Genomic DNA, 16679 nt, shown 5'->3' with positions numbered 1-16679 from the left:
TTATTTGATTTGCTGCTTTAGGAATTCGCCCAGCTCAGAGTGATGCATGATCTTAGATACAGGGAGAATTTTCTCAGCAGGTCCCCAAGCGAATACATTTACAGGAGTATGCGTGTGGGTACCTGTGCCCCATACCGTATTTTGGCCAGTCGCATGCTCACGCGCAATCAAGTTTGTGCGGTCGTTATATGGGAAGAACGCATCAAAATCGTGAATAGCAGGTACTTGCTCTTGTGCCAGGTAGCTATGACCGTCTACATGATATGGGTTTGGCTTATCTTGCATAATGTGCGCAGCTTGATCTGCCGTGATAGGGAAGTCGCTATTCTCGTTGATGATCTTAGCTAAGTTTTCCGCTGTTCTATCTGCTTCAGGTAATGCTGCGAATTTATCCAACATGCCGTAGTAACTGGTTTTTTGGTTGTACAAGCCATCAAGGATAGAGAAATCACCGAAATTAAAGTTAGGCGCGTAGTCTCTGTTTTTGAACGCTTCGCCGCTGCGCTTCTCTGGTTTTGGCAGATTCGCTGATGAATAGCTGAAGCCAAAAGAGCCAGTTTCATGGTCAGCCGTCACGACGATAAGTGTGTCATCGCGTCCTTTCGCCCATTCGTAAACAGAGTTCACCGCTTCATCAAACTTAATCATTTCGTGAAGCATGGTGCCCGCATCGTTGCTGTGTCCAGCCCAGTCGATTTGTCCGCCTTCAACCATTAGGAAAAAGCCGTCTTCATCTTTGGATAGAACATCCAATGCTTTTACGGTCATCTCTTTAAGGGAAGGTTGTGTACGTTTTGGATCGTTTTTACTTTGGCTGTACGCGATGCCATCGGCCATGCCCGAGTTAGCAAAAAGACCAAGTAATTTGTCACCTTTTGCTTCAGCCAGCATATCGCGGCTGAATGCCAGGCTATAGCCTTCTTCTTGAGCTTCAGTCAGCAAGTTGCGCTCGTCTTTACGTTTAGATTTGAGAGCAACGTTACCTTGAGTGAGTTTCTCAAGCTGCTTGTAAGTGTCGCCTTTGTCATTCGCTGAACCTGGAATCCAGTGACGAAGACCACCAGAAAGCAGAACATCTACTTCTGTTTCTAACATGTCGACAGCAATGTCGTTTTCTAAAGAACGGTGAGGTTGATGAGCGGCAAAGGCTGCTGGTGTAGCGTGCGTCATGCGCGTATCAGACACCAAGCCCGTTGCTTTACCTTTGCTTTTGGCTTTTTCCAAAATGGTTTCAACGTGGTTGCCCTGGCTATCAATACCAATTACTTCTGAAGCGGTTGGCATCCCAGTCGCTAGCATCGTCGCAGAGCAGGCAGAGTCGACTACGATAGCATCTTCAGGGTTAGTCAAAGAAGATCCAATCACACCTTCTTGTGCCAATTTGTAAAGGGCTGTGGTTTCGCCTTTATAAATTGAGTGCGGGGCGTGGTTTGCGTAGGTTTCAAGTAGGCCTACTTGCTGAGGGCCCATGCCATCACCAATCATCAAAATGACGTTTTTGATCTCTGCTGAAAGGGCATTGAAAGAGAGTGTTGAGGCAGCAAGAGCGGTAACTACAGGGTATGCTAAGCGCTTCATTGTATTTTCCTTGTCTATTAAAAGCGCAGGCATTAAAACAATAAATCATGACACTTTTGTGTAAGTCACAAAAGCTTAACCAGATTGTCATTTTCATTGACTAGCAAATTGCCCATCGAGCCAATAGGTCGTGACCGACTGGGCAATGTTTTGGGCGATTATGCAAGCGCGAGAATAATGCCACCCACACTTAAAGCGGCAGAGAGATATTGTCCGGCAGAATAGGAGCTGTCTCCCTCTTCCTCGATTTTATCAGGGCGATCCATTCCCAAAGCGCCATGCGTAAATGATTCGACCTTCTCACCAACAGTCTTATTTTCCGCTTCCACTTTTTTGCTTTCGTGGTCGATTTCTTGCAGAGCGGTAAGAAGCGCTTTGCCTTCAGGAGAAAGTGTCACTTTGTTCTGTTCCACTTTTATTGGTGACGCGTTGACTTCTCCTACGGTTTTCTCTGTCGACGACAGAGTGGGCTGCAGATTTGCGTAAGTATTAACTTGATTGCTTCCTACTGGATTCATCGAATACTCCTTGAAAATCGACACTCGCTCATTGAGTGTGGGTAAAAAGCAGTTATGGACTTTATCGGCAACATTTGGCAATTCTTAAATTGTTTAAATAAAAAACAGGCCTGTTCTTGCCGCCTCTTGTGATTACGTAGAGACCAAAGCAAAAAGCAGACCGATATAATTCAATTCACGTTCTGGATAGACTGGATTTACCGCAATGAAATGGCGATTTGTGATCTTAATTCGGGCGTAGTTTATTCACACTCAAGGTCAGTATTACGCGTGATCAGGTGACTAAAGGCTTTCATACGATTGCTATCGTTCACATAGCGAACCGGTGGCGATAACACTTCAAGCTGATAATCCGAACTGTCTGAAGTGATGTCGGTGACAGGGGTTATTACAACAACGTTTAAGCGTGGATCGCGGTTCAGAATCGATGTGGCTGTGCCTAATCCACCCTCGGTATGGAACTTCCCAGCCACATGTACCATTTGAGTTCCCGGATGCTTAGTGAGGTAATCGACAATGGACTCGGCCATGGTCTCGTCCCAGGTCATTTGAGCGGCGTATTGTTTTTCTGTTTGCTCTGGCTTGCCGTGATGCATGGAAGCCATAAACTTGTCTTTGTACTGGCTGTCATCGGTATTGATGGTCGCAGCGACAAAAACACGCTGTTTGCTATCGAGTTTATCCAGATAGCCGACACCTTTGCGTCCAATGCAGTGCACAATTTTTCTCGGCGCGTTAGCCGCGATTACTGCAATATCTGCATGCTTTGCAAACTCGACAAGGGGACGATAGTCACTTTCATAGTTTGGCCAGGCGTTACTTTGCTGGATGAAGGTTTGCTCACCAATCAGGCCATCTAAATACTCGTCCAATATATCTTGCTTATCGCGACTGAATTGTTCCATTGAAAGGGCAATGGGGCGTTTTCCACTCGATAATTGTTTCAGCATATCTGTCTGGAAACGGTGGATACCGGCATGAGTGTGCCATTCACCGATCATGATTACGTCAGCTTGCAGTAAATCAGGATTCAGGTCAGTCAGGGACACAGGAGTGCCTGACGGGGTGTGCAACTTGTAATCGTAAAAGCTGATCACATCAGGGGAATTGGGAGTGGATATCGTTGCTGGTGTTGAGACACAACCAGTCAACACAATGGCAAACGCAAGACCTAAAATAGAAAAGCGCATGAGAAGCCTCCAAAAATGTCTAAGAGATATTTGTGGAGGCGACAGAATTAAAGTGAACGAGAGCCATGTTCACCTGCGTTGAGCTAGAGCAGTATTAATGCGCGGATTTACGATAGACACGCAACATAAAATCGGCCTCACATTGGAAAAGTGTAGCGGATTTTAGCTCTTCTCGGAGTTCGTCAGTCGCTTTCCAGGCGAATGGTGTCATTTGCAGCAGGTCAAATGCGTCGCCGTCTTTCAAGTCCATCACATAGTTCAACTGGTGTTGTTGCTCGAGTTCGTAGCCATCGATGGTTTCAGGGGTTTCATCGTGCAGACGAACGTCTTGGTAAATTCGTTCACGAAGCTGGTAAAGATGTCTGCCTGCTGGCGTAACGGTAATCACGACACCATTATCTTTGATTACACGCTTGAGCTCTTCTGCTTTACATGGCGCATAGATTCGCAGGATTGCATCCAAAGATTGATCCGCGAATGGAAGTCTATGGCTTGATGCGACACTAAAATAACAATCTGGGTAGCGTTTGGCTGCATAGCGAATGGCTATTTTAGAGATATCTAAACCAAACGTGGCGGCTTGCTCATCTTGGGCGAGCAATGATTTTTGTACCAGATCGGTGTAGTAGCCTTCACCGCAGCCGATATCTAACAGCTGGTGAGTCGTTCCTTTGGTGTACTCAGTGCAAAGGCGGGCGACTTCCTGGCGCATCGGATCGTAATACTTTCCTTCCAGAAAGCGACGACGCGCTTGCATCATTTCCTTGTTATCGCCGGGATCTTTAGAACGCTTATGATGCGCCGGCATCAGGTTCACGTAGCCTTCTTTTGCCATGTCGAATTGATGGTTATTTTCACACTTAAACGTTTTTACGCTTAATGTAAGAGGTTGGTGACATAGAGGGCATTGATAGTTCATGACGATCTCGAGCTAAAAGTAGGGCGACAAATTCTATCAAAAAGCACGACTTTAAGTGAAACAAAACCGTGAAATAGCCGTGGTTAGCGAGTGCTTTTACAGATTTATAACGACCAGAAATAAAATTTTTAATGAGAATAGGCAAGAGAAGGGTGACGTTGAACTGCTAGCAATAAAAAAGCCGGCGTAAACCGGCTGTGATGACGTTATTGTGCGGAAATAACGGTAACCAGCTCGTAGCTTTCACCTGGTTGCAAGGCTTTGCCTTGATCAATGCTGGCAGCATGCACAGCGGATTCGACGCATAGCATGGTTTCGTAACCATTATCAGCCATGTCTCCCATTGACTGAGCTCCTTCTGCCCAAGGGTTCCATAGTACTGCTGAGTTGTGGCCATGGTTTTCTACGCTCAGAGTGCGTCCTAAGACAGGGTCTTTGACTAAGATCTGCGCTTCAGGCTGCGTGTATACGCGGTCTATGGTGTCGGTCAGTTGTAGGACTTCACCACCTTGACATACCTCGTTGCCTTTCAAGCTGTCGATGTACTCGCTACCCATGCCTGAAGTTTGAGCTTGTAAAACATCGCCAACGTTAAGGTAAGTATGCAATGCACCAGAGAATGTCCATGCCTCGTCATCGATATTCAGCACTTTCAGTGTCACTTTCAGCTCATCGCCGACTTCTACCAAAAGGCGAGCTTCAAACATATGAGGCCAAATTTGGTGTGTCTCTTCGCTTGGGAACAACGCAAGTTCGACAATCACACCATTTTCATTTTCACGGTGTTCTATCAGCTCCCATTCTGTAGTACGTGCAAAACCATGAGCCGGTGCAGCAATGCGACCAAACCATGGCCAGCACACAGGAATACCACCACGTAAAGCGGCTTTGCCATCGAATACGGCTTTTTCGCTCATCCAAATTAGATCTTCCTGACCTTGTGGTTTGTATGACACCACATGACCACCGTGCAAAGCGATACCAGCGGTTGCTTTATCGTGAATGATACGAACAACTTTGACCTGATCGATTTCTACTACGGTGACATTGTCAGAAAGGACGGTTAGTGCAGGAAGGGTGTTTAAATCCATCTGATTATTTTCCTATCGCTGGGAGAGGTTGCGAGCGCTTGAAGCCCAAATACACCCCTCAAATTCCAGATACAAAAAAGGCGACTATAAAGCCGCCTCTTTTTCAACTCAGTTAAGAGCTAATCACTGTTTCTAATTACTTAGAGATGTGTGCGATTAGGTCTAGAACTTTGTTTGAGTAACCGATTTCGTTGTCGTACCAAGATACAACTTTAACGAATTTGTCAGTTAGAGCGATACCAGCTTTAGCATCGAATACTGAAGTGCAAACTTCACCGATGAAGTCTTGAGATACTACTGCATCTTCAGTGTAACCTAGAACGCCTTTTAGTTCGCCTTCAGAAGCTTCTTTCATTGCTGCACAGATAGCTTCGTAAGATGCGCCGTTTACTAGGTTAACAGTTAGGTCAACTACAGAAACGTTAGCAGTTGGTACGCGGAAAGCCATACCAGTTAGTTTGCCGTTTACTTCTGGAAGTACAACGCCTACAGCTTTAGCAGCACCAGTTGAAGATGGGATGATGTTCTGAGAAGCACCACGACCACCGCGCCAGTCTTTAGCAGAAGGACCGTCAACAGTTTTTTGAGTTGCTGTTGTAGCGTGAACTGTAGTCATAAGACCAGATTCGATACCGAACTTGTCGTTAAGAACTTTAGCGATAGGTGCTAGACAGTTAGTAGTACAAGAAGCGTTAGAAACGATGTCTTGACCAGCGTAAGTGTCGAAGTTTACGCCGTTAACGAACATTGGAGTTGCGTCTTTAGAAGGACCAGTTAGTACAACTTTTTTCGCGCCAGCAGTGATGTGCTTACGTGCTGTCTCGTCAGTTAGGAAAAGACCAGTTGCTTCAGCAACAACGTCAACACCGATTTCGTCCCATTTTAGGTCTTCAGGGTTGCGCTCTGCAGTTACACGTACAGTTTTGCCGTTAACGATTAGGTTACCGCCTTCAACTTCAACAGTACCGTTGAAACGGCCGTGAGTTGAGTCGTACTTAAGCATGTATGCCATGTAATCTACGTCGATAAGGTCGTTGATACCTACAACTTCGATGTCGTTACGCTCTTGCGCTGCACGGAAAACGAAACGGCCGATACGGCCAAAACCGTTAATACCTACTTTGATAGTCATTATAGTTGCTCCACAACTTAATTTCTGATTAAAGATAACTGGTAGTAAAATTACAGAATCCAGTAAACATCTGCAACAGATAATCGGACTTAACTTGTTTAAAGTCAAAAAAAAGCGACGCTTTTTTTAACAATTCTTCGCAAATGTTCGTTTTTTAAACTTTTTACTGCTTTTACTCTAGCTCAGTTGGCGTAATATAACCTGCGAGATGAGTGCTCGTATCAAATTAATTACACATGGTGTCCTGGTGAGAAAGTATGTGCTACAACTGTTACGAGAATCAAGTTTTTTGCTAAAAAAGTCATTGCGAAAAACAGGAAATAAGGATCTAAAATTAGTGGAACAAAGCGGAGGAAAAGTGACGAAGTCCGATGAATATTGGCGTGAGCGTCTATCTGATGAAGAGTTTCGTGTTTGTAGAGAGCAGGGAACTGAGCCACCGTTCAGTGGTAAGTTATTGCATAATAAGGAAACTGGTATATATAGCTGTACCTGCTGTAATGCCCCTCTTTTTGTCTCTGATAACAAGTACGATTCAGGATGTGGATGGCCGAGTTTTGATGCGCCAGTTAATGACCAAGCGATACGCTATTTAGATGATCTGAGTCACGGAATGGTACGTACTGAAATTCGCTGTGCGACATGTGATAGTCATCTGGGGCACGTTTTTGAAGACGGACCACAAACAACAGGCGAGCGTTACTGTGTTAATTCAGTGTCGTTAATTTTCAACAAATCTGAAGATTAGTAACAAAATTGCAGTTAAGAGTGTTTCATCCTTTCAGAACTGTATCGGTCAACATATAAACACTGAAAACTTGAATGAATAAAAAACTCCCGACTAGCGGGAGTTTTTTTATATATTTTCGGGAATTAAATCGGGGGAATAACTTCCCTCTTCAATATTATTTGCGATCGACTTGGCCAGGTCGTCCAGTTTTTGATATTGGTTTGGATCATTGAAATCGAACATTCTCTGCAGCTGCTTTTCATCGGCTACTGACACACCAAATCTTTTGGCTACCATTGCCCAGAGGTAAGCGCGTTTTTTCTCCCCTTGTCCCTGATGAATACTCGCCAATGATTTGAGTATGGCAGGGTTTAGGTTGTCTTCATTTGACAAACTTAACGCATTATTTAACAAGATAAGCGTTTTAGGGGTGTCTCTGTTGACGTAGAAGGTGGCTAAGGCGTACTGCATTTCCGCAGTGTTTAGTTTCGGTGAGCCTTCCATCTGTAAAAATCGGTGCTGAGCCTGTGTGTCTCCGGTCTGTGACCAAAGGAAATATAAGGTCTCTGGCTTTTCCGATACCTTTAACTCGCTAACGATGCGTTCAAGCTCGTCGATACTGTGCACCAACGCATTAAAGCGTTGTGCTTTTAGCTCGCTTTGGTCAATCGGAGCGATCTGAGAAGCTAACTCCAAGCACTTTCTGTATTCAGCGACGACGCCGTATTCTTCTATCTGTTTTTCTTCGCTTGGGTGTTTGAACTGCTCATAACGATGCCAAATTAAGTTGGTACGCGGGATGCGGCATTGTCCATCGTCGATGTTGAGCTTTTCGCAGCGCAGTTCTGGGTTATTTTCACACAGTTGTTCAGTAGATATGTTGCGTTCAAAGCAACCTGTGATGGATAGAGTGGCGAGGCTTGCCAGCAACCAGTATGTTGTTTTCATGGTTTTGCCTGTGATCCGTTACACCAATTCATTTTCGTGTTCTTGACTCCATTTCTTAACCCGCTATGTTCTGAACAGAATGTAATAAGAAGGTACATTATGGACACAGAACAATTATTAAAAGCGATGACACCAGAAGTTTACGATCGCTTGGTATATGCAGTAGAGACGGGAAGATGGCCAGAGGGTACAACACTTTCTAGAGAGCAGCGAGATTCGTGTATGCAAGCTGTGATGTTGTATCAATCAAAACATAATACAGACGCTCAACATATGACCGTTGCTGCCGGTGGTGAAATCAGTTTTAAGTCTAAGCAAGAATTGAAAAAGCAATTCAGTGGCGATGAGAGCGATATCGTTCGAGTAAATCCAAACTTCGATTGATACGTTTAACGCGTAAAAAGCCCAATGTAGTCATTGGGCTTTTTAGGTTTTAAGTGCTGAGTATTGAGTTTTACAGGCTCATTTCACCACGTAATACTTGCTGCATTTTGTCTTTTACTTCTTCGTAAGACAGGTTTTGGCTTAGAAGATAATGCAGTTTGGCTAGTGCAGCTTCAGGCGTCATGTCAAATCCACTGATCACTCCAGCATCAGCCAACGCACAGCCTGTAGCGTAACCACCCATGTTAACTTTACCAGCTAAGCACTGCGTTAAGTTCACCACGATAACACCACGTTCAGATGCTTCTTTCAGATGACCAAGCAGTTCTGGGTTTTGTGGTGCATTACCTACGCCAAACGTTAGCAGAATCATCGCGTTAACTGGCTGAAGTAACGTGTTGCGAATCACTTCATGAGAAATGCCAGGGTACATGGTGATCACACCAATCGGCTGAGGTGTAATGTTGTGCACTTTAAATTCGCCTTCAGGCTGAGCACCAACTGTCACGCTATTGCTAATCTGAATATTGATTCCCGCTTCCAGCAAAGGAGCAAGGTTTGGCGAAGTGAAGGCATTGAAGCCGTCAGCATGTGATTTCGTGCTACGGTTACCACGCATCAACTGATTGTTGAAGAACAGCGTTACCTCGTTGATCGGGAAATTAGCCGCGATATGCAGTGCGTTCAGCAGGTTTGCCTGACCATCAGAGCGCAGCTCTGCCAATGGGATTTGAGAACCAGTCACAATAACTGGCTTGCCAAGGTTTTCCAGCATGAAAGACAGGGCAGACGCAGTGTAAGCCATCGTGTCTGTACCATGCAGAATAACGAAACCATCGTACTTATCGTAGTTATCACGAATATCATCAGCAATTTGTTGCCAATCGGCAGGAGTCATGTCTGATGAATCGATCAGCGGATCGTATTCATGGATGGTGTAATCCGGCATCTCTGGACGATGAAATTCTGGCATTGCTGCTAATTGCTTCTCCATAAAGCCAGCGATAGGCACATAACCGTGATCTGACTTTTGCATACCGATGGTGCCACCGGTATAAGCGATATAGATGTGTTTTCTAGTCATCGTTCTATTTACTTTCATGTAGGGAGCTGTGCGCGGATTATAACGAATTGATGGGTAATAAAAAGGGGCATATCACTAAGATATGCCCCTTTTTTGACTAGTTAAGCACGGCTATTGAACTTGGCAATTCAAACAGAAGGCGTATTGACCTCTTGGGTCATTAAAGCTCTGTAGCACGCTCGCATCCTGTTTAAGCTGCTGAGCTACAGGTTGCAAGCTCTGCGGCAACATGCTTGTGACATCAATACCAAGGGAAACTTTGACGTTATTCATGAATTCGTCGAGGAATATCTCCGCTGGTGAAAGGGGTTCTTCAACCCAGTACAGGTTGTAGTCCGTGATGTTAGCCAGTTTCGCTGCTAAATCGACCGCATCGTCAAAGTCACCCATTTGGTCTACCAAGCCATATGACATGGCATCCTGACCTGTCCATACGCGACCCTGTGCTACGTTATCTACTTCTTCAACAGGCATCCCACGGTTATCACCGACCAAAGAAATAAAGCGCTGGTAGCCGTGTTCAATTGACATTTGGATAGCTTGCGATGCGCCTTCTGACAGACCAGTTGAAAGCCCGTCACCTGAGAATGGCGATGTACCAACGCCGTCAGTATGGATACCAAGCTTATTGAAACCTTTTTCAAAGGTAGTAATCACACTGAAAATGCCGATAGAACCCGTTAGTGTGGTTGGCTGAGCAACAATTTTATCTGCACTCATTGAAATCCAGTAACCGCCTGAAGCCGCTAAGCTCGACATGGACACCACCACAGGTTTACCTGCTTGCTTTAACGCGGAGACTTCGTTACGAATCACTTCCGATGCAAAGGCGCTGCCACCCGGGCTATTCACACGAAGAACAACCGCTTTAACGTTTTTATCGTTACGTGCCTGACGAAGAAGGCTCGCCACCGTGTCACCGCCTACAGTGCCTCTCGGTTGCTGACCATCCATTATTGCGCCACTCGCAACAACCACTGCAATATCATCTTCAGATGAACTGTAGTCAGGGTGCATCGTTGCTTGGTAGTCGTAATAGCTGATCGCGTTGTAGCTGTCTTTACCGTCGCTACCAAACTCTTTGGCAAACAGGGTACGAATGTCTTGGCGAGTAGCCAGTTCATCCACCAAACCCAGTTTGAGTGACAGTTTTGCTATATCGCCATTAACAGAGCGCATTTCCGCTAACAATTCGTCCATGGTTGGATTGAGAACTTTGGCATCAATGTTTCGATTGGTTGCCACATCATCGACAAATGCACTCCATAGCTGAGTGATCCAACGTGTCGCTGACTCTTCTGCAGCATCGGACATGTCGTTGCGCGTAAATGGTTCTATCGCCGACTTATAAGTACCGACACGGAACACGTGCGTCGACACATCTAATTTTTCTAACAGCGATTTATAGTACATCGAGTAAGCGCTGTAGCCTTTAATCAGTACTCCGCCGTCTGGCCCCAGGTACACTTTGTCGGCGTAGCTTGCGAGGTAATATTGACTTTGATTGTAGAAATCGCTGACCGCATAAATCGGCTTACCAGATGTTTTGAACTCGTTCAGCGCTTTTGCGATATAGCGTAACTTGGTTAAGTTTGTTTCTGGCATCTCACGCAGAGATAAAACTAAACCGGTAATTTTAGGGTCATCTTTGGCGTAGCGGATGGTATCAACGATATCAAACAATACGTTTTCTTTTGGTATCTCTTTGCCAAGTAGTGAACCTGTAAAGGAGTCCATCGGGTTGGTGTAGCGTCTTTGTTCGACGATGGGACCAGATAAATTCATCACCAGTGCAGACTCTTTCTCTATCACTGGTCGACCTTCTCCGGTGTAGGTAAACGCAAAGTAAAAAACGGCAAGCATCAGAAGGAACAGCAGATTTGCCAAAGCAAGCCTGACAAAGGTGATGCCTTTCCATATTCCTTTAAATATCAGACCAATAAATTTGAAGAGTTTTTTCATCATGTCTCCATCACGAGATAATCAATTCGTAATTTTACAAATTATGGGTTCTTATCTCTAAGATCTCAAAAGATAACGTGTTTTTAGCTTATCACGCTCCTTCAACAATTGGCATATTTTAACGCTAGATTGATCGGTGTTACAAAAATGTAAACACCTGTTTGATTTTTTGGTTCGCAGAACGTAATGTCACTTCACAAGATAATAAAAATGGATGTTTAGTAATGTCTGCACTGTACCCAAACCTATTAAAACCACTGGATCTCGGTTTCACTCAATTACGTAACAGAGTGCTGATGGGATCAATGCATACCGGCTTAGAAGAAGACAAGGAAGGCTTGCAAAAGCTGGCTGCGTTTTATGAAGAACGCGCGAAAGGTGGCGTTGGTCTGATTGTAACAGGAGGTTTCTCTCCAAACCTTCGTGGTCGACTCCACCCTCTGAGCGCAGAGTTCAGCAAGCCTAAACATGCAGAGGCGCATAAAGTTGTCACTGAAGCCGTTCACAAACACGGCAGCAAAATTGCACTGCAAATTCTGCATGCAGGGCGTTATGCCATGCACCCTTTAGCGCAAAGTGCGTCGGGTATTAAAGCGCCGATTTCTAAGTTTGCTCCAAGTGAAATGAGCGAGCGTCAAATCAAGAGCACGATTGAAGATTTTGCTAAAAGTGCCGAGCTGGCTCAGACCGCTGGCTATGACGGTGTAGAGCTGATGGGCTCTGAAGGTTATTTGATTAACCAGTTCCTGTGTAAACGCACCAATATGCGTTACGACGATTGGGGCGGCAGCTATAAAAAACGTATGCGTTTCCCTCTGGAGATCGTTAAAGCGGTACGTGAAGCGGTGGGTGATAAGTTCATCATCATTTTCCGTCTTTCTATGCTGGATCTCGTCGAACAAGGCAGCACGTTTGAAGATGTCATTGAGCTGGCAAAAGCACTTGAAGAATCGGGTGTTACCATCATCAACACCGGTATTGGCTGGCACGAAGCGCGCGTTCCGACTATCGCGACACAAGTTCCGCGTGGCGCGTTTACTTGGGTAACTGAGAAAGTGAAGCCGCACGTTTCTGTACCGATCATCACCTGTAACCGTATTAATACCCCAGAAGAAGCAGAGCGTATTCTTTCGTCTGGACATGCAGATATGGTCTCTATGGCTCGCCCATTCTTGGCAGACCCATATTTTGTGGCGAAAGCAGAGCAGGAGAAAGCGCAGTTCATCAATACCTGTATTGGCTGTAACCAAGCCTGTCTGGACAACGTATTTAAGGGTAAGCGTGCGAGCTGTTTGGTTAACCCATTAGCGTGTTATGAAACCGAAATCGTTGTTGAGCCAGCACTGAAGAAAAAGAACATCGCCGTAGTAGGTGCGGGCCCTGCTGGACTTGCATGTGCGACGACATTGGCAGAGCGTGGCCATAAAGTTGACTTGTTCGAGAAGAATGATCGTATTGGTGGACAATTCCGCCTGGCGATGCAGATCCCGGGTAAAGAAGAATTCCGTGAAACCATTCGCTACTTTGCCAACCGTCTTGATGAGACAGGGGTCAATCTCCATCTTTCAACTGAAGCGAACTTCGATTTACTCACCGAGTACGATGAAATCGTGATGGCCTCTGGTGTAGAGCCTCGCAAAGTGAAGATTGAAGGTATTGATAACCCAGAGAAAGTTGTGGATTACCAGACCTTGATTCGTGAAAAGACACCGGTTGGTGAGAAAGTTGCAATCGTTGGTGCTGGTGGTATCGGTGTTGATATTGCGACCATGATTACTGAGCCTGTCGATCATACGTTGGATGACTGGCTACACGAGTGGGGGATTGATAAAGAAATTTCCCAGCCGGGTGGTTTGTATCCTTTCCCTGATTCAGTGAGTGATAAAGAGGTGTGGGTATTACAACGTCGTCAAGGGCAAGTTGGTAAAGGTCCGGGTAAAACAACGGGCTGGATCCATAAACGTACCCTGGAAAAACGCGGAGTTCATCTTCTGGGTGGCGTTTCTTACGAAAAAATTGATGATCGTGGATTACACATTCAGGTTGATGGTAAATCACAAGTGCTGAATGCAGATAAAGTCGTTATCTGTGCGGGTCAGGAATCGGTTCGACCGTTTGAAGATAAATGGTCTCAGCTAGGTGATAAGCTGCACATTATCGGTGGTGCTGACCACGCTGGTGAGCTGGATGCCGTAAGAGCAATCCGTCAGGGTGTGAAGCTCGCCGTGAAGCTATAAAAAGCATTCACAAATACTTATGAAAAGCTGCGCATTTTGCGCGGCTTTTTTCGTTTCTAGCCGACTGGAATAGGCATTTTGTGGGTTAGGTATAATCCCCAAAAAACAGGTTGTTATTCAGTGGGCTAGATTGTGCTAAAGTGACCAGCAGATAAAATACAAGTTAGATTTAATAAGGACCAGTTCATGGAAGCTCTCGATCTCTTGCTTAACCGCCGTTCTGTCGGCAAGTTATCCGCGCCAGCACCAGAAGGTAAAGTGTTGGAAAATATCATACGTGCGGGCCTGCGCGCGCCCGACCATGCTGGTTTAACGCCTTGGCGCTTTGTGATTTCACAGGGTAAAGGTCTAAACAAACTGTCTGATATTTTGGTTAAAGCTGCATTGGCGGATAACAGCGAGGAATCGGTGGTTGAAAAGCTGAAAAATGCTCCATTCCGAGCACCAATGGTTATCACCGTTATTGCAAAAGTGACGCCGCATGAAAAAGTGCCTGCATTGGAACAGTACCTGTCGGCAGGCTGTGCCGTTCAAGCAATGCAAATGGCCGCCGTTGCGCAGGGCTTTCAGGGCTTCTGGCGCTCAGGACCATGGATGTTCCACCCTGAAGTGCATAAAGCGTTTGGCCTGGAAGGGGAAGATGAAATCGTTGGTTTCCTTTACTTGGGCACCCCAGATGGCACACCAATGAAAGTGCCAGAGCGTGACTTGACGAAGTTTGTTGAGTTTCAATAAACGCTAACCACATTCTTACTGTCTATCTATACAGTTTTTCTTGATTTATTAGGGCTACATTCGATAATGTGGCCCTAATTATTATTACTTTCCCAAGCTTATGTCTCGTCTGTTTATTGCTGAAAAACCAAGTTTAGGCCGCGCGATCGCTGCCGCACTACCTAACCCTCAAAAGAAAGACCAAGGCTTTATTCGCTGTGGTAATGGAGATGTAGTGACCTGGTGTATTGGACACTTGCTGGAACAAGTGGAGCCAGATGCTTATGACGAACGCTACAAAAAATGGAACATGGCGGATTTGCCGATTGTGCCGGAGCAGTGGCAGCTAAGGCCAAGAAAAACTTCGAGTAAGCAATTGACTGTGATTCGTAAATTGTTAAAAGAAGCGACGGAAGTCATTCATGCAGGAGACCCAGACCGAGAAGGCCAACTCTTGGTGGATGAAGTGCTCGATTACTGCAAACTGTCTAAAACTAAGAAGCAAGCAACTCAACGTTTGCTGATTTCAGATTTGAACTTACCAGCAGTAAAACGAGCTTTGAGTTCAATGCGCAGCAACCGTGACTTTATCCCGCTTTCTGTTTCTGCGCTCGCTCGCTCCAGAGCGGATTGGCTCTATGGCATGAATATGTCTCGCGCCTACACCTTGCTAGGGCAGAAAGCCGGCTATCAAGGTGTATTATCGGTCGGGCGAGTGCAAACGCCAGTGCTTGGGTTGGTGGTACGTCGCGATGAAGAAATCGAAAACTTTATCCCTAAAGACTACTTCACCCTGCATGCGTTAATCCCATACCAAGATCAAAACGGCGCATTTGATATTCGTGCGAGGTGGAAACCAAGCGAAGCGTGTAAACCTTGGCAAGATGAGGAAGGGCGAGTTCTCAACCGAAAGCTGGTGGAGAATGTTGCTGCTCGTATCAAGAACCAACCCGCCACGGTGAAAGAGTCCGAGCAAAAACAAACCAAGCAATCTGCCCCTTTACCTTATTCTTTGTCTGCATTGCAGATTGATGCGGCAAAACGTTATGGCATGAGTGCCCAGCAAGTCTTGGATACCTGTCAGGCATTGTATGAAAAGCATAAGCTGATCACTTACCCACGTTCGGATTGCCGTTACCTGCCGATGGAGCACTATGCACAAGCGGGTTCAGTCACTTCTGCAATTGCCAACAATGCCAAAGAGCTACAAAGCGCGGTTCAGGGCGCGGATTTGTCGATTAAATCGAAAGCATGGAACGACAAAAAAGTGGATGCTCACCACGCGATCATTCCTACGCCTAAGCAAGCTAATGTGAATGCGTTATCGGGCAATGAGATGAAGGTGTATCAACTCATTGCCCGACAGTACCTAATGCAGTTTTATCCTGCGGCCATTTACGCTGAAGCGAAGCTGGTATTTGATATTGCTGGAGGTACTTTTATTGCTAAAGGTCGTCAGCTTGTTTCTCCGGGCTGGAAAGCCTTAATGGGCAAAACCGATAAAGAAGACGACGGGATTGATGCGGTGCCACCTTTAGCAGAAGGCACGGTGCTCACTTGCCGGGAAGGGGAAATAAAAGATCGCAAGACTGAGCCGCCAAAACACTTCACCGAAGCGACCCTGTTGCAGGCCATGACGGGGATTGCCCGCTATGTTGCTGATAAAGAGTTGAAGAAGATCCTACGTGATACGGATGGCCTTGGAACCGAAGCTACGCGTGCGGGAATTCTCGATACACTCTTCAAGCGTCAGCTTTTGACTCGCCAGGGTAAATCGATTTTAAGCTCACCAGCTGGCCGAGGGTTGGTTCATGCGCTTCCCCAAGATGCGACTTATCCGGATATGACGGCGCACTGGGAGTTCCAATTGCAGGGAATGGCTGAGAAAAATCAAGCTTATCAGCCGTTTATGCAAGCGTTGGAGCACAGAATAGATAGCCTGATGGGAGAGGTTAAGTCAGGCCCGATTCCTGAGTCTTTACGTCACTTACCTAAAGTCGAGCGTCCGGCGTTTAAGCGTAAGAAACGCAGCTATTCGAAGGGCAGTGCCTCTAAATCTGGCGCACCAAAACGTAAGTCATCTTAAAAACAAAGCGGCACTGAAACTTGCCGCTTTAGTCTTAAACTTTACTACTCAAACAAGTTGCCATTCTTCTCAATCGAGCCTTTGACATCATCTTGAGTCAGGACAC

The 16679-nt window shown here is 45.8% G+C and carries 14 protein-coding genes; 5 read left to right on the top strand and 9 right to left on the bottom strand.

Features of this window, described 5'->3' with window-relative positions:
- The 6 genes from DBX26_RS10085 to gap form a co-directional block, all read right to left on the bottom strand.
- Window positions 1-1578 carry an alkaline phosphatase gene (locus DBX26_RS10085; protein ID WP_014232589.1) on the bottom strand — a complete coding sequence of 526 codons (1578 nt, stop codon included), beginning with the start codon at window positions 1576-1578 and terminating at the stop codon, window positions 1-3.
- A gap of 158 nt (window positions 1579-1736) precedes the next feature.
- The gene (locus tag DBX26_RS10080) at window positions 1737-2096 is read right to left on the bottom strand and encodes a hypothetical protein (protein WP_118119014.1); all 360 of its coding nucleotides are present in this window, start codon (window positions 2094-2096) and stop codon (window positions 1737-1739) included.
- Between the two features lie 242 nt (window positions 2097-2338).
- The gene (locus DBX26_RS10075; RefSeq protein WP_118119012.1) at window positions 2339-3286 is read right to left on the bottom strand and encodes a ChaN family lipoprotein; all 948 of its coding nucleotides are present in this window, start codon (window positions 3284-3286) and stop codon (window positions 2339-2341) included.
- 94 nt (window positions 3287-3380) lie between these two features.
- Window positions 3381-4205: a 23S rRNA (guanine(745)-N(1))-methyltransferase gene (gene rlmA / locus DBX26_RS10070; protein ID WP_118119010.1), complete on the bottom strand. Its 825-nt coding sequence runs from the start codon at window positions 4203-4205 to the stop codon at window positions 3381-3383.
- Window positions 4206-4411: 206 nt separating this feature from the next.
- Window positions 4412-5296 (bottom strand): D-hexose-6-phosphate mutarotase, encoded by an 885-nt coding sequence (locus tag DBX26_RS10065; protein WP_118119008.1) that lies wholly within the window; start codon window positions 5294-5296, stop codon window positions 4412-4414.
- A 136-nt stretch (window positions 5297-5432) separates the two neighbouring features.
- Window positions 5433-6428 carry a type I glyceraldehyde-3-phosphate dehydrogenase gene (gene gap, locus DBX26_RS10060; RefSeq protein WP_014232584.1) on the bottom strand — a complete coding sequence of 332 codons (996 nt, stop codon included), beginning with the start codon at window positions 6426-6428 and terminating at the stop codon, window positions 5433-5435.
- A gap of 337 nt (window positions 6429-6765) precedes the next feature.
- Between gap and msrB the strand changes: the two genes are divergently transcribed.
- On the top strand, window positions 6766-7176 hold the full coding sequence (gene msrB / locus DBX26_RS10055) for a peptide-methionine (R)-S-oxide reductase MsrB (protein ID WP_041170255.1): 411 nt from the start codon (window positions 6766-6768) through the stop codon (window positions 7174-7176).
- Between the two features lie 108 nt (window positions 7177-7284).
- Here msrB and DBX26_RS10050 read toward each other — a convergent pair whose 3' ends face one another.
- A complete protein-coding gene (locus DBX26_RS10050; protein ID WP_118119006.1) occupies window positions 7285-8106 on the bottom strand; it encodes a DUF2989 domain-containing protein in 822 nt (273 codons plus the stop codon).
- A gap of 99 nt (window positions 8107-8205) precedes the next feature.
- Here DBX26_RS10050 and DBX26_RS10045 point away from each other — a divergent pair, with 99 nt between their 5' ends.
- Window positions 8206-8490 carry a YeaC family protein gene (locus DBX26_RS10045; RefSeq protein WP_014232581.1) on the top strand — a complete coding sequence of 95 codons (285 nt, stop codon included), beginning with the start codon at window positions 8206-8208 and terminating at the stop codon, window positions 8488-8490.
- Window positions 8491-8560: 70 nt separating this feature from the next.
- On the opposite strand, the gene ansA is transcribed toward DBX26_RS10045, so the two are convergent.
- Together ansA and sppA are read right to left on the bottom strand one after the other, a co-directional pair.
- Window positions 8561-9574, bottom strand: a complete 1014-nt coding sequence (gene ansA, locus DBX26_RS10040; protein ID WP_065297173.1) for an asparaginase — start codon at window positions 9572-9574, stop codon at window positions 8561-8563.
- 111 nt (window positions 9575-9685) lie between these two features.
- A complete protein-coding gene (gene sppA, locus DBX26_RS10035; RefSeq protein ID WP_118119004.1) occupies window positions 9686-11536 on the bottom strand; it encodes a signal peptide peptidase SppA in 1851 nt (616 codons plus the stop codon).
- Window positions 11537-11760: 224 nt separating this feature from the next.
- Between sppA and DBX26_RS10030 the strand changes: the two genes are divergently transcribed.
- The 3 genes from DBX26_RS10030 (at window position 11761) to DBX26_RS10020 (ending at window position 16573) form a co-directional block, all read left to right on the top strand.
- The gene (locus tag DBX26_RS10030) at window positions 11761-13773 is read left to right on the top strand and encodes an NADPH-dependent 2,4-dienoyl-CoA reductase (RefSeq protein WP_162889691.1); all 2013 of its coding nucleotides are present in this window, start codon (window positions 11761-11763) and stop codon (window positions 13771-13773) included.
- 186 nt (window positions 13774-13959) lie between these two features.
- Complete coding sequence (locus DBX26_RS10025; protein WP_014232577.1) at window positions 13960-14508, top strand: NAD(P)H nitroreductase; 549 nt, start codon at window positions 13960-13962, stop codon at window positions 14506-14508.
- A 100-nt stretch (window positions 14509-14608) separates the two neighbouring features.
- Window positions 14609-16573: a DNA topoisomerase III gene (locus DBX26_RS10020; RefSeq protein WP_118119002.1), complete on the top strand. Its 1965-nt coding sequence runs from the start codon at window positions 14609-14611 to the stop codon at window positions 16571-16573.
- The last annotated feature ends 106 nt before the right edge of the window (window positions 16574-16679 follow it).

Source organism: Vibrio sp. dhg, assembly GCF_003443775.1.
Lineage (GTDB): Bacteria > Pseudomonadota > Gammaproteobacteria > Enterobacterales > Vibrionaceae > Vibrio > Vibrio natriegens.
The sequence above is the reverse complement of the archived record's forward strand: the minus strand, read 5'-3'. Positions and strand labels throughout refer to the sequence as shown.

Excerpts from the sequence above, each read along its gene's own strand:
- DBX26_RS10085 (WP_014232589.1), bottom strand. The coding sequence starts at position 1,578 with ATGAAGCGCTTAGCATACCCTGTAGTTACCGCTCTTGCTGCCTCAACA.
- DBX26_RS10080 (WP_118119014.1), bottom strand. The coding sequence starts at position 2,096 with ATGAATCCAGTAGGAAGCAATCAAGTTAATACTTACGCAAATCTGCAG.
- DBX26_RS10075 (WP_118119012.1), bottom strand. The coding sequence starts at position 3,286 with ATGCGCTTTTCTATTTTAGGTCTTGCGTTTGCCATTGTGTTGACTGGT.
- rlmA (WP_118119010.1), bottom strand. The coding sequence starts at position 4,205 with ATGAACTATCAATGCCCTCTATGTCACCAACCTCTTACATTAAGCGTA.
- DBX26_RS10065 (WP_118119008.1), bottom strand. The coding sequence starts at position 5,296 with ATGGATTTAAACACCCTTCCTGCACTAACCGTCCTTTCTGACAATGTC.
- gap (WP_014232584.1), bottom strand. The coding sequence starts at position 6,428 with ATGACTATCAAAGTAGGTATTAACGGTTTTGGCCGTATCGGCCGTTTC.
- DBX26_RS10050 (WP_118119006.1), bottom strand. The coding sequence starts at position 8,106 with ATGAAAACAACATACTGGTTGCTGGCAAGCCTCGCCACTCTATCCATC.
- DBX26_RS10045 (WP_014232581.1), top strand. The coding sequence starts at position 8,206 with ATGGACACAGAACAATTATTAAAAGCGATGACACCAGAAGTTTACGAT.
- ansA (WP_065297173.1), bottom strand. The coding sequence starts at position 9,574 with ATGACTAGAAAACACATCTATATCGCTTATACCGGTGGCACCATCGGT.
- sppA (WP_118119004.1), bottom strand. The coding sequence starts at position 11,536 with ATGAAAAAACTCTTCAAATTTATTGGTCTGATATTTAAAGGAATATGG.
- DBX26_RS10030 (WP_162889691.1), top strand. The coding sequence starts at position 11,761 with ATGTCTGCACTGTACCCAAACCTATTAAAACCACTGGATCTCGGTTTC.
- DBX26_RS10025 (WP_014232577.1), top strand. The coding sequence starts at position 13,960 with ATGGAAGCTCTCGATCTCTTGCTTAACCGCCGTTCTGTCGGCAAGTTA.
- DBX26_RS10020 (WP_118119002.1), top strand. The coding sequence starts at position 14,609 with ATGTCTCGTCTGTTTATTGCTGAAAAACCAAGTTTAGGCCGCGCGATC.